This window comes from Providencia sp. PROV073 (assembly GCF_033688125.1).
Lineage (GTDB): Bacteria > Pseudomonadota > Gammaproteobacteria > Enterobacterales > Enterobacteriaceae > Providencia > Providencia hangzhouensis.
This window is the reverse complement of record NZ_CP096356.1, coordinates 1-15,248: the sequence shown is the minus strand read 5'-3', so window position 1 is coordinate 15,248 and position 15,248 is coordinate 1. Positions and strand designations below refer to the sequence as shown.

General features: G+C 39.3%; 18 protein-coding genes and 1 pseudogene. 10 read left to right on the top strand and 9 right to left on the bottom strand.

Going from position 1 to position 15,248, the window contains the following annotated elements:
• The first annotated feature begins 24 nt into the window (after positions 1–24).
• On the top strand, positions 25–501 hold the full coding sequence (locus M1F17_RS22160; protein ID WP_013023839.1) for a WbuC family cupin fold metalloprotein: 477 nt from the start codon (positions 25–27) through the stop codon (positions 499–501).
• 46 nt (positions 502–547) lie between these two features.
• Here the strand turns inward: M1F17_RS22160 and M1F17_RS22155 are convergent, their stop codons facing one another.
• The 3 genes and pseudogenes from M1F17_RS22155 to M1F17_RS22145 form a co-directional block, all read right to left on the bottom strand.
• Positions 548–1,423 carry an extended-spectrum class A beta-lactamase CTX-M-3 gene (locus M1F17_RS22155; RefSeq protein WP_011091028.1) on the bottom strand — a complete coding sequence of 292 codons (876 nt, stop codon included), beginning with the start codon at positions 1,421–1,423 and terminating at the stop codon, positions 548–550.
• A gap of 334 nt (positions 1,424–1,757) precedes the next feature.
• Positions 1,758–3,020, bottom strand: coding sequence for an IS1380-like element ISEcp1 family transposase (locus M1F17_RS22150; RefSeq protein ID WP_000608644.1), 1,263 nt, complete (start codon positions 3,018–3,020; stop codon positions 1,758–1,760).
• A 459-nt stretch (positions 3,021–3,479) separates the two neighbouring features.
• A pseudogene (locus tag M1F17_RS22145) lies at positions 3,480–3,705 on the bottom strand (transposase); the annotation flags it as partial.
• A gap of 154 nt (positions 3,706–3,859) precedes the next feature.
• Here M1F17_RS22145 and M1F17_RS22140 point away from each other — a divergent pair.
• Complete coding sequence (locus M1F17_RS22140) at positions 3,860–4,786, top strand: Rpn family recombination-promoting nuclease/putative transposase (protein WP_125894908.1); 927 nt, start codon at positions 3,860–3,862, stop codon at positions 4,784–4,786.
• A 72-nt stretch (positions 4,787–4,858) separates the two neighbouring features.
• Here the strand turns inward: M1F17_RS22140 and M1F17_RS22135 are convergent, their stop codons facing one another.
• Positions 4,859–5,494 (bottom strand): recombinase family protein, encoded by a 636-nt coding sequence (locus tag M1F17_RS22135; RefSeq protein WP_125894910.1) that lies wholly within the window; start codon positions 5,492–5,494, stop codon positions 4,859–4,861.
• Positions 5,495–5,687: 193 nt separating this feature from the next.
• Here M1F17_RS22135 and M1F17_RS22130 point away from each other — a divergent pair, with 193 nt between their 5' ends.
• The 7 genes from M1F17_RS22130 (at position 5,688) to M1F17_RS22105 (ending at position 9,548) form a co-directional block, all read left to right on the top strand.
• Entirely contained in the window at positions 5,688–5,930 is a 243-nt protein-coding gene (locus M1F17_RS22130) for a type II toxin-antitoxin system ParD family antitoxin (protein ID WP_071548927.1), read from the top strand.
• On the top strand, positions 5,923–6,228 hold the full coding sequence (locus M1F17_RS22125; RefSeq protein ID WP_140172927.1) for a type II toxin-antitoxin system RelE/ParE family toxin: 306 nt from the start codon (positions 5,923–5,925) through the stop codon (positions 6,226–6,228). Before M1F17_RS22130 ends, M1F17_RS22125 begins: the two co-directional genes overlap by 8 nt.
• Before the next feature lie 114 nt (positions 6,229–6,342).
• Entirely contained in the window at positions 6,343–6,729 is a 387-nt protein-coding gene (locus tag M1F17_RS22615; RefSeq protein ID WP_413242995.1) for a pentapeptide repeat-containing protein, read from the top strand.
• 288 nt (positions 6,730–7,017) lie between these two features.
• A complete protein-coding gene (locus M1F17_RS22610) occupies positions 7,018–7,107 on the top strand; it encodes a hypothetical protein (RefSeq protein WP_375547323.1) in 90 nt (29 codons plus the stop codon).
• Between the two features lie 60 nt (positions 7,108–7,167).
• Positions 7,168–7,494, top strand: a complete 327-nt coding sequence (locus tag M1F17_RS22115) for a hypothetical protein (RefSeq protein WP_140172926.1) — start codon at positions 7,168–7,170, stop codon at positions 7,492–7,494.
• A gap of 830 nt (positions 7,495–8,324) precedes the next feature.
• The gene (locus M1F17_RS22110) at positions 8,325–9,179 is read left to right on the top strand and encodes a hypothetical protein (protein WP_140172925.1); all 855 of its coding nucleotides are present in this window, start codon (positions 8,325–8,327) and stop codon (positions 9,177–9,179) included.
• 186 nt (positions 9,180–9,365) lie between these two features.
• The gene (locus tag M1F17_RS22105) at positions 9,366–9,548 is read left to right on the top strand and encodes a hemagglutinin (RefSeq protein WP_140172924.1); all 183 of its coding nucleotides are present in this window, start codon (positions 9,366–9,368) and stop codon (positions 9,546–9,548) included.
• 253 nt (positions 9,549–9,801) lie between these two features.
• On the opposite strand, the gene M1F17_RS22100 is transcribed toward M1F17_RS22105, so the two are convergent.
• From M1F17_RS22100 to M1F17_RS22090, 3 genes are all read right to left on the bottom strand, one after another.
• The gene (locus M1F17_RS22100) at positions 9,802–10,044 is read right to left on the bottom strand and encodes a hypothetical protein (RefSeq protein ID WP_140172923.1); all 243 of its coding nucleotides are present in this window, start codon (positions 10,042–10,044) and stop codon (positions 9,802–9,804) included.
• 99 nt (positions 10,045–10,143) lie between these two features.
• Positions 10,144–10,770, bottom strand: coding sequence for a recombinase family protein (locus tag M1F17_RS22095; protein WP_220693744.1), 627 nt, complete (start codon positions 10,768–10,770; stop codon positions 10,144–10,146).
• Between the two features lie 348 nt (positions 10,771–11,118).
• Positions 11,119–11,442 carry a hypothetical protein gene (locus M1F17_RS22090; protein ID WP_318837475.1) on the bottom strand — a complete coding sequence of 108 codons (324 nt, stop codon included), beginning with the start codon at positions 11,440–11,442 and terminating at the stop codon, positions 11,119–11,121.
• A gap of 287 nt (positions 11,443–11,729) precedes the next feature.
• Between M1F17_RS22090 and M1F17_RS22085 the strand changes: the two genes are divergently transcribed.
• A protein-coding gene (locus M1F17_RS22085; protein WP_413242978.1) for an IS3 family transposase occupies positions 11,730–12,805 on the top strand; the annotation gives its coding sequence in 2 pieces (ribosomal slippage) (positions 11,730–11,979 and positions 11,979–12,805; 1,077 coding nt in all).
• A 36-nt stretch (positions 12,806–12,841) separates the two neighbouring features.
• On the opposite strand, the gene M1F17_RS22080 is transcribed toward M1F17_RS22085, so the two are convergent.
• Both M1F17_RS22080 and M1F17_RS22075 read right to left on the bottom strand, forming a co-directional pair.
• Positions 12,842–13,765, bottom strand: coding sequence for a hypothetical protein (locus tag M1F17_RS22080; RefSeq protein ID WP_318837474.1), 924 nt, complete (start codon positions 13,763–13,765; stop codon positions 12,842–12,844).
• 298 nt (positions 13,766–14,063) lie between these two features.
• On the bottom strand, positions 14,064–14,945 hold the full coding sequence (locus M1F17_RS22075) for a bacteriophage abortive infection AbiH family protein (protein ID WP_140172787.1): 882 nt from the start codon (positions 14,943–14,945) through the stop codon (positions 14,064–14,066).
• Positions 14,946–15,248 lie beyond the last annotated feature (303 nt).

Here is a 15,248-nt window from a genome sequence, read left to right as displayed (position 1 = left end):
TCATTAATCGACAAGGTCATCCTGATGAAACAAATTACCATGAGCGATATGCAGCAACAGAGCGCAGCGGCTGTGCAATCGCCTCGGCTCCGCGCGCACCGTAATTTCCATCCAGAATTAAGCGATTCGGTCCAACGTCTGGCTATTGCCATGGAACCTGGGACCTACGTGCGCCCGCACCGACACCCTCACACCTTCGAGCTACTGTTGCCATTAAGGGGTCGTTTCGTGGTGCTGAATTTTGACGATCGGGGTACCGTCACCCATCGGGCGATATTGGGGGAAACCTGTACGGTGCTGGAGATGGCCGCAGGAACCTGGCATGCCGTGCTGTCGCTGGATACCGGTGGCATAATTTTTGAAGTAAAACACGGTGGCTATCAACCCGTGGCTGCCGATGACTATGCGCACTGGGCTCCAGCGGAAGGAGAACCAGGAACCACGGAGCTTATGGCCTGGTATGCGCAAGCGCAGGTGGGCGACAGCACTTTTGCCGTCTAAGGCGATAAACAAAAACGGAATGAGTTTCCCCATTCCGTTTCCGCTATTACAAACCGTCGGTGACGATTTTAGCCGCCGACGCTAATACATCGCGACGGCTTTCTGCCTTAGGTTGAGGCTGGGTGAAGTAAGTGACCAGAATCAGCGGCGCACGATCTTTTGGCCAGATCACCGCGATATCGTTGGTGGTGCCATAGTCACCGCTGCCGGTTTTATCCCCCACAACCCAGGAAGCAGGCAGTCCAGCCTGAATGCTCGCTGCACCGGTGGTATTGCCTTTCATCCATGTCACCAGCTGCGCCCGTTGGCTGTCGCCCAATGCTTTACCCAGCGTCAGATTCCGCAGAGTTTGCGCCATTGCCCGAGGTGAAGTGGTATCACGCGGATCGCCCGGAATGGCGGTGTTTAACGTCGGCTCGGTACGGTCGAGACGGAACGTTTCGTCTCCCAGCTGTCGGGCGAACGCGGTGACGCTAGCCGGGCCGCCAACGTGAGCAATCAGCTTATTCATCGCCACGTTATCGCTGTACTGTAGCGCGGCCGCGCTAAGCTCAGCCAGTGACATCGTCCCATTGACGTGCTTTTCCGCAATCGGATTATAGTTAACAAGGTCAGATTTTTTGATCTCAACTCGCTGATTTAACAGATTCGGTTCGCTTTCACTTTTCTTCAGCACCGCGGCCGCGGCCATCACTTTACTGGTGCTGCACATCGCAAAGCGCTCATCAGCACGATAAAGTATTTGCGAATTATCTGCTGTGTTAATCAATGCCACACCCAGTCTGCCTCCCGACTGCCGCTCTAATTCGGCAAGTTTTTGCTGTACGTCCGCCGTTTGCGCATACAGCGGCACACTTCCTAACAACAGCGTGACGGTTGCCGTCGCCATCAGCGTGAACTGGCGCAGTGATTTTTTAACCATGGGATTCCTTATTCTGGAAGAGACGAAATAACAACAACATGAATAGTCAATATTTTACCTGAAGCGAGCCACAACGCGTCCGATTTTATGCTTCCGAAAGGCAAATACGGACGTCGCCAGAATGAAACCTAAATTCCACGTGTGTTTTTTATTAGCTTCAAAAATCACTATTTCACGAAGAATTTAGACTGCTTCTCACACATTGTAACATTATTTACAACCACCTTTCAATCATTTTTGATAAATCATTGATTTCATCTTTGCTGCAATGATACTTAATAAACTCTGCAAGTTATCCACAGAGCAACACTCAATTTTATTGATGATATTCTTATTATACCAGACATTTTTCATACACTCCCTTGTACGGATAGTTTTCCGACAACTTCATGATTACATATCTTGCGGTTTTGATTATTTTTGCTGCAAGAAATACATACTTCAAACGAAAGGTCTTTATTTGCTGTCTGTATTCTGAAGAGTCCAAGGAATCAAACTTGAACAACAAAAATAGGTTATATGAAAGCATCATCATTTGAAACACGGCTTCATTCGCCCAAAATGACTTTAGCAAGAGATGACCCACCGCCATGTCGTATTTGGCTTCTTTGATATAGTTTTCAGCATTACCACGCTTTTCATAGTATATAACTACTTTTTCAGAAAGCAAGGTAGTATTTGTTACAAAGAAAAAGTAGTCGTATTCGGAACCTTCTAAAAGTGATAATTGTGCTCTTTCTTTTTCTGGTTTCAGTACGCGAGATACGACAAATCTTCTGTCTTTTTCCCATTTAACTAATTTTGTATACAGTTCTGTAGTTTCTCTACCTTCTTCTCCTTTAACGAATACAATTGATGAATTCGTTGCTTGTGAGGTGAGTGTAGAATAACTTTTGGCTTTAATTAAATATTTGCATCCAAGAGATTCTATCGTTTCGATAATTTTTTCATCAAAGTAGCCACTATCCATTCGAAATAAAATTTCTAAATCGTCTGATTTGATGTTAGCAACAATTTCTTTGATCATTTCCGCAGCACCGTTTGCAGTGTAAGTATTGCCACTTCTTACAAATCCGGTAACATATGCTTTTAATTCGTCGCAAAATGCAAATTGGATATTGTAGCATCGGTTTCCCAGTTTCTTAGGATTATATCCTTTTGACGCACCTTCTTGATGACCTTCTACGTTAATTACACTACTATCAATATCAATCGTAATGGATGTCAATTTACTTTTAGTGAGCAGTTTTTTAAAGACTTTAAAATTAATGTCTCTAAACATTTGGGTTGTCTTGAAGTTGAAGTTTCCTAGAAACCGTGACACTGTTTCAGGTTCTTTTACGGAAATATCAAACTCGTTGACGAGGGGATCATTTTGAAGTAGCTTTAGACGTTCTAACTTATCAATGCCAATGAAGTGACCGCAGAGCATGGTCTTTATATGATTCATCTTGATTTTATTTGTTGAGTCATTATCAAATACGAGGTCATTTTCAATAAAATCAAAAATCCCATTGCTTTTTGCATTCTCAAGGAGCAGAAAAAGACCTGCATTTGATGTTAGATTCTTAGCTTTGAAATCAATTTTATTAATCATAATTAGAACCCCTTTTTACTACTTTTCTTACTATTATTTTACCATATATCGAGTCATAAAAGCTGATAATTTAACATATTTTTGAGCACTTTTCTTTCACCCAATGGGTGAAAGCTGAATTTCGAAGGAATGCATATTTATCAAGGCTTTGATTATGCTTTTTGAAGTACTGACGTAGAATCTAGGTCATATATACTTTAGATTGATTTAAAACTTCATTTTTAATTTAAAAGGATCTAGGTGAAGATCCTTTTTGATAATCTCATGACCAAAATCCCTTAACGTGAGTTTTCGTTCCACTGAGCGTCAGACCCCTAATAGTAAGCGGTACGACTGATACCAACCACATGACAGCACTTCACTACGCTTGCGTTATACTGCACCTGTAACTCGTGTGCCCAGACTTTCCGTTCTGCCACAGGCGCTAGAGCTTTTTTATGATGTCTTCTTGCATCTGTGACTTGAGACTCAACTCAGCATACATCTGCTTACGTCGACGGTTCTCTTCTTCAAGCTCTTTCAAGCGGCGCACATCAGACGCTTCCATACCGCCGTATTTTTCGCGCCATTTATAAAACGTTGAATTACTGATGCCGTACTTACGACAAATATCTTTCACCGGCATACCCGCTTCGGCTTCTTTTAAAATCGCCACAATCTGGCTTTCAGTCATGCGTTTGCTCATCGTAAAACTCCTTTGGCGCGTGAATCACCTTGTGTCTGAAGTCGTGCGTATTGGACAAGTGGCCAACGAACATACCTCGACGTCAAAAAGCGGACAAGCGTCGTCATTTTGAGTATCCTAGCCACTTAAGATGTGACGTGTGAAAGGCGGATTGATGAAACCCAAACAGACCCCGACAGCCCATGATGCCGCTTTCAAAGGCTTTATGACGCAAGTTGACAGTGCTAAGGACTTTTTTGAGATACATTTGCCGGAGCACATCAAAGCGCTGTGTGATTTTAGTACCTTGTCACTGACCAATTCTTCGTTTATTGATAAGCAATTACGCTCCCGCTTATCGGATGTGCTTTACTCGGTACAAACCACTGAAGGTGAAGGGTATATCTACCTGTTGGTCGAGCATCAATCGACGCCGGATAAGCTGATGGCGTGGCGATTGATGCATTATGCGTTTTTAGCCATGAATCAACACCTTCAGCAAGGGAATAAAACGCTGCCGTTGGTGGTTCCGGTGCTGTTTTATCACGGTGGCCGCTCACCCTATCCGTATTCCCAGTTGTGGACCGATTGTTTTCCGTTACCCGATATCGCCAATACGTTGTATACCCAACCGTTCCCGTTGGTCGATGTGACGGTGATTGATGATAATGAGCTGGTGAATCATCGCAAAGTGGCCGTGATGGAGCTGGCGATGAAGCACAAATATTTGCGGGATGAATTTGACCGAGTTATCCCGTTATTGGCACAAGCATTGAATCAACAGTATAATAGTGATAACGACATCATCACTATCCTCAATTACCTGTTCATTGCGCTGGATTCGCCGAACTTTGAACATATTGTCCAGCAATTGAGTGAACAGGCAGATAAGCATCAGGAGGTCATTGTGAACATTGCACAACGCTTACAAGATAAAGGCGAAAAAATCGGCTGGGAAAAAGGCCGTGAAGAAGGCCGTGAAGAAGGGATGCGTGAAGCGCAGATTATGATGGCGCGTAATCTCTTGAAAAATGGTGTCAGCCTTGAACTGATTATTGAAAGTACCGGTTTAAGCCGTGAAGATCTGATTTCCTTGCAGTGATATTTTTCTGTTCGCAGTATCTTATGTGCTGCGAACCCCCTCACCAATAACAGAAAATGAAATAAATTGTCTTTATGATTTCTGTTTGTCATTTAACTGAATACGGCACACTTGAGAACGACTATAGCCAGTCGCTTCCGCGGTTTCTCGAATACTGAGTCCTTTGATTTTTCGATAATAAATTACCTTATCATGGCGTTCTCTATCGGGTTGCTTCCCTTTGTATTTACCTAATGATTGTGCACGTTCAATACCTTGTTTTTGGCGTTCCCGGCGGCTAATCCAATCTTTGTGGGACATGGCGGCCATTAGATCAATTAACATGGTGTTAATGGCCGAAAGGACGGCTTGAGTGATAGGATCATTCTGTGTCAGATCTTGATTATTTAGAGCTTGCCAAGATGTCGGAATATCTAAACTCACAATGCGTAACTCATGGTGCTCAATTTGTTTTTTCAGTTTTAACCAATCTGCGTTATTTAATCGGGTCAGTCGGTCAATTTGTTCAACGAGCAAAATATCACCCTGTTGACTGTCACTGAGTAAACGAGAGAGTTCGGGGCGTTCTAATTTTGTTCCGCTGATGTGTTCGCGATAATAATTCGCAATTCGTCCACCTCGTTCTTCAACAAAATCATTGAGCATCTTTTTTGCTCTATCTGCATATTGATCTTCAGAGGAGGCTCGAAGGTAAGCACGGATGAACATTTTTTCACCTATCTATCGCATTTAAGTTATCCCATAAAAAGTATCGCATATAGGTTATTGCATTGATAGTGATTTGATGCATTTTAGGTTATCGCTCTGGGGTATACCCTAAAGCTATAGATTGAATTGACTTGATTTTATAAAATGGGTCAACTAAAATTTTTGTGTTAATAATTAACACAAAGGTAATTTTATGGCTCGTACAACAAGTGTAACAATCGGAGCTCAACTGGATGAGTTTGTTAATCAACTCATTTCGTCTGGAAGATATGGCTCAACAAGTGAAGTCGTTCGCTCTGCTCTACGTTTACTTGAGGTCCAAGAAAAACAAACAGCAGCATTGAAGATGTTAATTGATGCCGGTGAGCAAAGTGGTGAGTCGTCGTTAACGCTCCAAGATATCGCTAAGAAAGTGAAGAATGCTCATAATGTATAAACTTTCCAATTTAGCGGCTAAAGACTTTGAAGGGATATTCGAGTATACCCTCGTGAATTTTGGTGTTAGGAAAGCGGATGAATACACCAAAAATTTACACGATGTATTAGAAGTGATTAGCAGCAATCCATTGATAGGAATCGAGTGTACAGAAATTGCAGTTGGGGTTAGGCGTCATAACCACTCTAAGCATGCAATTTTTTACCGATATAGAACCGATGATATTTTTGTTATCCGAATTCTTCATCAACAAATGGAGCCGTTAAAGCACTTTTATTTTGACGAGTTTGAAAAGTAAGTTGACAAATATTTTAATAGAATTATCTTCATGCTGAAGATTAAAGTACCCTTTCTAGTTTTATCAGAAAGATAACCTAAAAAAGGTACTTATATGAATATTTAGCTATTATTTATTAATACAGCATTACATTTTATCATCTTTAGCCATGCTGTCTTTAGCCATGCTGTCTTTAGCCATGCTGTCTTTAGCCATGCTGTCTTTAGCCATGCTGTCTTTAGCCATGCTGTCTTTAGCCATGCTGTCTTTAGCCATGCTGTCTTTAGCCATGCTGTCTTTAGCCATGCTGTCTTTAGCCATGCTGTCTTTAGCCATGCTGTCTTTAGCCATGCTGTCTTTAGCCATGCTGTCTTTAGCCATGCCGTCTTTAGCCATGCTGTCCTTAGCCATGCTGTCCTTAGCCATGCTGTCCTTAGCCATGCTGTCCTTAGCCATGCTGTCCTTAGCCATGCTGTCCTTAGCCATGCTGTCTGCATAAGAAGCTGCAGCTGTCATACATAACGCACTAGTTAAGATTACTAATATTAATTTTTTCATAACAAATTTACTCTCTATCAGTTTATTTATATTAATACTACCATTATAACTATGGGTCATTGATTAAAAAATGATTACAAATTTGTCATAAAGCGAGGAGTAAGAAATATGGGCTTGTTGCAAATAATAAATTTGCGCATTTTTAACTCAGCGCTAAGAAAGTGAAGAACGCTCATAATGTATAAACTTTCCAATTTAGCGGCTAAAGACTTTGAAGGGATATTCGAGGGGCTTGTTGCAAAAATTACCTAAGTGGAACAAATCCGAGTTCATTTAGCAAAAGCTGACATAGTAGCTATTGATATGAGAATATTGAATTCTCAAAATCAAGCAAAATTATAAGAACATATAAATACTTTATCAACCCAAGAAAAAAATTAAATTGTATTAATGAGGTGATATATGGCTGGTATGTATTACTTGGGTAGTGGTTTGTCTGTAGGCTTAGGAACTCCGTCCTTAACAATATTATCGGATGAGTTAAAAAAAGAGCTGCAATCACATGCATATATTATCGATAAGATATTTGATTCCTTCGATTATGATCTAACTGTCGATTTCACATCTTTATCTACAGAAGAATATAAAATTTGCCATATGGCTTTATGTAATATAGTTAACTCTATTAAACGTCAAAATGACCGTGAAAAAATATGGATTGTTAGTCTTTGGAATGAAGAGTTACATAAAAAAATGCAATTATCACCTTTATATAAAGTAGCTGACTAGTGGGTATGTGACGATTTTAAATCGTTAAAATTGTAGTTTAACAATTGCCAATCAATCGTCCGTTTTTGTGACAACCCTAACTGATACTAGGTATCGGAAAAATCAGTGGTTCAGGCGTGGAACCCCAAAAAATCCTGATCCTCAATAATCCCGTTATCCTCGACCGTTGCTTAACGCTATTAACGCCTCCCCAATCCCAGTAAACGAATTGATTTATCGCTTTTTTCTAAAGAATGCATTTCCTCTGTGAGTGACACTTCTCTAGCGTGTCACTTTTTGCCCTCCGCCAAATTCCAATTCTACGCCATTTTACGTGATTTTTTCTTTTAGCCAGCCGATTGCTTTACCTATACTCTTTTTTCATCGTAGCAGGCCTTCTGTGCGGTCGATTTTTTTCGGGGGTGTGGAGGATTTTAGTCATTTTGCGTTTTACCGCTAGAGTGTGCAATTTACTACTTTTGCTGCATATTGGGGTGTTTGAACTTCATTATCACTAGATGTGGGGTTTTCGGCATCCTTTTGATACGCAAGGCAGGAATGAGAATTGCGTTTTACCCGCTATTGACGGCAAATGTGCAATTGGTAGGGGAATTTACGACGTGAGGGTGTGGTTAAAAAAATAGCGAATCACTCTGACCGATCACCAGAGGAAAATTTAGGGCTGAAAAATAGGGGTTGCCCTGAGTGCGAAAATTTGATTTAGTATAAGGGCATGAGCTCTACGGCCATCGCACTGATTTTTATTTTAAACCTCCCTTACTTTATTTTTTGAAGGTATAGGCTGGCGTAGACGGTTCCTGATTACCTTCATTAAAAATAAGGTATATAGTATGAATACAACTCAATTTCTGACGCCCATTAATCCCGTTAAAATGGCGATGACGTCATCGATGCTTTCCTCTTTTGAGGTCTTACACTCTTTTGTCTATGACGTGATTAAACCTCTTTTTCCTAAGCAGCCCTATTTATCGCGGACGATCCGCGATGCACTCAGTTTATCAATAGGCTATAAGTCCTACTCGGATTTAGTGGACAGTGCACGGCGAAACACCGCAACGTCAAACGATACAGAAGGAAATGTATTTGACTTCAAAAAACATGAAGATGCGGTGTGGCTCTCTGTATGTCATCTTGCTGAAAAATTATGGACACATAAAAAACATGAAGTCTTTACGGAACTTGATGATTTGCATTCGATCTTGACGCATGATTTTTTTGCTTTTGTTATTCTAGAAGGTAAATCCACGGAGCTATCGTTAAGCCTTAAAAATAATGAAATTATCGGGGCTGGACGGATCGAAAATTTGTACGAAATGAATAGTATCAGGTTATTTAACCAGCATACATTACAGTTATATCATCACTTTATCGAATGGGGTTATCAGCCTTATTTAGATCCGATAACCTTTCAAGTATTAAATAATACATTTATGCTTACCCTAGATATGCAATTGGCAGATGATATCGCTAAATTTAAAAAGGCTGAAACTCTAGATACAGAATCTAAAAATGCACTCGCATTGCATATTAATGCACAGATGGATAAGGTGTTTATTCGAAATAACTTCTTTTATGATCAGCAAAGTTTTACGCCATTTTCCATCAAAACGCATTTTTATGATATTGATGGCGATGCGATGTTTATCTCTGACTTGTATCAAGTCGATAAACCATTTAAAAATTAAAATAACTATTTAATATTACTGCATGGAACATCGCCTATAGCCCTTGATATCAAAGGGCTATGAGCTAAACTTGGACTTTTCGATGAAATGGGAGCGAAACCCCTTTAAGCAAGTTTCGAAAGTATTAAAAAAAATTAATGGCAGAATGATAGAAAAAATAAAGATAGTTAATTACAGGAGAATTAAATGGCTTACGAAATATATGCTGAGTGTCCTTGTTGTGAAGTGACAGCCGATAGCATCAATGAAATCGAAGAAGTTTTTGGGTTTCGTATAGTTCAAAATGGAGAAAAAATTCCTCAATCCTACTGCAAGATATGTCGCGGATTACGCTGCTCACCCGATAATAAAAAATGTCAAAAAATTTAGTATAACATCCCTATTGAGCTTGTAACAAAAAGCCCGCAAATGCGGGTTTTTTGTTACAAAATACTTCGATGCCGTAATTAAGTTTCAATAAGGGGTATTTTGATTTAAACAACGGTTTGTCCGACTACACCTTGTAAGCTCATATAATCCAATGGGTTAAGACTAGATATTGATTTCATATTGCGATGTACATCTTATTTGGGTTCCACGCCGGAATCACCGTAAATTCCGATACCATTAATTTGGTGTTTTTTTATACAACAGGAATGACAATAGTATAACAAAATTGCCTAGGTGATGAATTGTCAGATTCGTATGTAGACAAAGCAAGATCTAAATTTGGGTAATGCTTTGCTGCTAGTTCAATTTTATCAATTAGATAATCATCACTATCACTTATATGCCCATTATACAACGCTTGCTTAAAATTTTCGCCTTCGTGTATTTTTATACTATATTTTGTTTCTATTTCTTTGATTTTACTGAAAATACTCATTTTAAACCCCTTTCTTTTTAAAATACCTAAATGATGATTATACCAATTCAATGTATTGGCATACGTTTATGCTCATTATAAATTCAATTTTTACTTTCTTTAAATAGACTGTTTAATTGCTCGACTTATAGTACCTCTGCTACAGCCTAAAACTTTTTGAACTTGGCTCCATGAGTGGCCGCTATCGAGTAAACGGTTGATTGCATCATATCGATTTTGATTTACCTGACGACCTTTATATTTTCCTTCTTTTTTAGCTTTTTCTATTCCCTGTTTTTGTCTTTCACGACGTTGCTCATAATCACGTCGTGCAACTGCGGCTAACATATCAAGTAACATATCGTTAATAGCGGCAAACATTCGACTATCAAAATCATTCATATTTGCAGATAGCCAAGTTGTCGGTACATTAATAGCCATGACACGGATATCTTTTTGGTGGATCATTTTTTTCAATTTATTCCAATCATCCATAGTTAACCTAGAGAGCCGGTCAACATCTTCAATTAATAAAATATCTTGAGTTTGACAATCCTTAAGAAGCCGAAACAACTCTGGGCGATCTAAACGTGAACCTGATTCATTTTCAATGTAGTAATTACAAATTGACAGCCTTCGTTCTTTAGCGAATGCTTCCATTGAGTTTTGAGCTCGAGTTGCATCTTGTTCTGATGTTGATGCTCGAAGGTAAGCTCTAACAAAGCGATTTTGTACTGCTGAGGTCATTATAGAGAACCAGTTCTATTTAAGTGGTAATTAATAGGTTAAACAGTACCAGAATTGGATGGTGTTGAAAAGGTATACCTAAATTACACCAATGAGTTATTGCATATCTGAGATGTATTATGAAATACACTTTCTCTAGAGAGGTGAAAAACACCTAATATTACTAGGTGGCAGGTTTGTGCTGTGTGTTGCATCCACCGGTTGAACTCACAGCCAGGAGCGGACGTTGCTTACATTTTTCCGTGTTAACATACAGGTTGCAGTTCATTTTAAATGAGACGCTCAGGTTTTTATTAATCCATGCCTTACAATAAATCTCAAAAATTTAATTTCCATTATGAATATTAATTAGTCATGAAACTGATAAGCCCTGCCTCGAAAACTATTTATTGGGGAGGATTTTAATATACCCCATTTATTTTGCATTTCATGAAATAAGTCAATTTCTTGCTCAGTAACATTTCTCTTCTCACGATAAACCAGCGCGAAGTCTTTTTTATATACTCTAGCCATAAAGCTTCTATAGTTTGTGTTCCACATCACTGGAGGTTCTGAAATATTATCAAACACAGCCACTACAATATCTCTGTTCATTGATGTCTTCTGTTGATAATAAATAGCGTAGGCTTGGGCAATCAAACGTCTTTCCTCCTCATATTCTACTTTACTCATTTTTTTACATACTGCCTTTGGGAAAATAACAACGGCAAAAATGGAATTACGAGTATAAGATGAGTCATCCTCTCCCAATAAAATAGCCCGACTACTAATAGCCCGCCCTAAAGTTTCTTTGAACTTAGCAATAATACTTTTGGAAAGTTCTCTACGACTTAACCGATCAAAATCACATAGAACCTCCAATACTTTTTGGTTTGCTTCGAACTTAGTTGTAACTATCCCGTAAAATAATACAGCTCACTCGTAGAATTTCTTGTAAACTAAAACAAAGGAGTTTTACGATGAGCAAACGCATGACTGAAAGCCAGATTGTGGCGATTTTAAAAGAAGCCGAAGCGGGTATGCCGGTGAAAGATATTTGTCGTAAGTACGGCATCAGTAATTCAACGTTTTATAAATGGCGCGAAAAATACGGCGGTATGGAAGCGTCTGATGTGCGCCGCTTGAAAGAGCTTGAAGAAGAGAACCGTCGACTTAAGCAGATGTATGCTGAGTTGAGTCTCAAGTCACAGATGCAAGAAGACATCATAAAAAAGCTCTAGCGCCTGTGGCAGAACGGAAAGTCTGGGCACACGAGTTACAGGTGCAGTATAACGCAAGCGTAGTGAAGTGCTGTCATGTGGTTGGTATCAGTCGTACCGCTTACTATTACGAGCCAAAGCTGACCGATGATGACGAAATCATTGATGCCTTGAATGCTTTAATCGACAAGCATTATCGGTGGGGGTTCCCGAAGTGCTTTAAACGCCTTCGAAAGCTAGGCCACAGTTGGAACCACAAACGTGTTTATCGCGTTTATAAGGAGCTAAAACTGAACCTGCGACGCAAAGGCAAAAAGCGACTGCCCAACCGTAACCCAGAGCCGTTAGCTGCACCGAATGCATTGGGAAAATCTTGGTCAATGGACTTTATGAGTGACAGCTTACACAACAAAGTCAGGTTCCGCACATTTAACGTTATTGATGACTTTAATCGCGAAGTTTTAGGTATTGATATTGCGACCAGCATGCCGTCATTGCGTGTCATACGCTATCTTGACCAACTTGCTGAGTGGCACGGTTACCCTGAGAAAATTCGGGTTGATAATGGCAGCGAATTCACCTCGGAAGTGTTTGTAAATTGGGCAAAAGCACATGACATTATGATTGATTACATTAAACCCGGTTGCCCATATCAAAACGCATACATTGAACGATTTAACCGAACTTATCGCGATGATGTACTCAATTGCTACATTTTCAACAACCTGAACGAAGTGAAGCAAATAACCGAAGACTGGATTGAGCTATACAACAACGAACGGCCGCACGATTCACTCAATGACATGACGCCATTTGAGTACCGAAGTGCGGCATAAATATTCTACGAGATGACTGTGTTATAAATGGGGTATTTACATAGTTAAACCTGTACAGATAACTTCTCCTCTTACAAATTGATCAGAGATATACTCAATTAAATCATCAAAAATAAGTGAAACCCGATCTTCCTGCTTTCCATTTAAGTAATCACTAGCCTTGTTAAGCTCATTAAACCTCTCAATTTTAAACCCTTCTTCCTTAAAGTATAAACCTGCATCCCTACTTATGGATGGGCTTAGGATATATGTCGCTAACAAATCAAGTTCTATCAACTTATCATAGTTGGTAAAAAATCCTTCTCGTGCTGCGCGTTCTTTTTCCTCTAGGTATCCTACGAATTCATTTACGGTACTTAGCTCTTGTGTTAGAGCTTCAATGGTTGAGCTATCAAAAACGTGTATATAGTTACCATGACGATCTCTACAGTTAGTGATGATACCATCATGAATACCATTACCTAGATAAAGCGGATATTGGCAGCCGTTAGCGATGGCAACACGATAGACATTTAGTTGATTGATGCTTTCGCTATTTATAAACGGAAATTTATCACTCGACAAACATTGTTCAGTAAAATAAATTCGGTCATAATGTGTGCGAATCCAACTTTCTGCCCCTTCAATCTGCTTTACTGAATTATCAACTGCTCTTCTTTTCCAACGCTTCCAAGCTACAGAAGTACCATCCTCTTCAGGAATATTTTTTTCTCTATCTTCAGTGTATTTAACTTCTTTATCCGAAAAAATAATGACTGTATTATTGTAATAAACCAGAAGATCGCAGATTTCCTTCCCTTTTCCATTTTGCTTGATACCTTCATTACTATATAAACTGGTCCAAGACCAGAGCTTTAGAAAAGTTTTATCACAAATAGCCGCTAATTTTCTTTCAGTTTCAGTAAAGCCTATGTTTTTCTTTGGGGAAATAGACTTTTTATTTATTTTATCTGTGCTCATTGTTTCCCTTGTAACTATTTTAGCAATAAAGCACCTCTTATAATACTATAAAAATCAATGCCTTACCATGATTTCCATCACACTTCCCTAGAGATTCCCATACTTATCTGAACAATAATAACTATCTACTCACTAAGAGTATTGAACTACGATGCGTTACGATCTCATAGTAAGCATGAACGTTCATCCAACCCTTACTTCGGTCTAGTTCTCTGATCAGCATTTATAAGATGAGCTTCCGCTTCTCGCTCATAGCGGACTCAATAGCCAGTTTTGGGTAGAATGATATGTGTTTCACTCAGATGTCTTCATACTGCACGTAAGAAATATTTGAGTCTCTGACATCATAATCTTCTAAGCTGCCTGACTTTTCCTCACCTCTATATAAAGCAACTATCCATCGAGCGTTTTCTTGGATGCATTTATTTATTTCAGCGAAGTATTTACCGTCAACTTCGGCAAGCGAATGGCCTAAGACAATGACCTCATCCACATTTTTAAGCGACGAGAAAAAAACACTCTCTTCTTTAATTATGTCTTCAATTATGTCTTCGCTGGGCTTGAATGTATTTCCGAAGTATTCGTCTATGCTGTCGTACGCCTCTGCTATTCTTGTATCTTGATCCGGTCCTATATATGGATTTAGTGACTTTTCCTCCCTAAAACTGTGACCTAGTATGAGATCGTCATCGTAACTACAATTGCCGTGAATATGTATAATTTGCTCGTCTGGAACGGCATAGATTTGCTGCAAGGTATTTGTATAATTAAATGAAAAATAGAGACTTTCTCTTGGTATGGGGGGGATGTATTGCTCAGAATTGTAAGCATCGGCTATGTTAATCCCTTTAACCCAATCAGCGAATTGCTTCTTCAAGCGAGCTGACAGCATCCGTGTGATTTTATCTACTTCATATTGGTAATCGTGATGGTAGGCATCGCTCCAATCATCGGTATTGTACGAAGCCAAAAACATCTCACTGTTTTGAAGGATAAGCTCATAATCAATTTCACCTAAAGCACTTTCTAACTCGTTCCACTCGTCTCCAGCTGGTATGTATTCTTCTATCGAATCATATAGTTCTTGGTCATTTTTTGCCACATACGACTTAAAGTGCTTGTATCCTGTTGGTAAGCCATGTCGAATGTCAAATCCGTTTCCTATTATGTAAAGCCTCATCGTTTTTCCCATAGTCGAATTGTAAAAAGATATTAATCTGACCTGCTCCCAGTTGACTCCCCCCTTTAAGTAATGCCTTCATCAGATGTAAAACAATCTGCAAATTTCCACAGTTCGCTCAAAGCCAACTGTCAGAATTGATTTTTTTCTGCGAGATAAGTTTGTTTAATAATATCAAATGACGTCAAACTTTATTCATTCTCCCATTCAAGATTCTTCCATTATGACTTAAATAATAATGTATCGTTAAAGGGGTAAATGTAATTCAAATGATATGTAAATTGTAAACTAGGATATACTTAT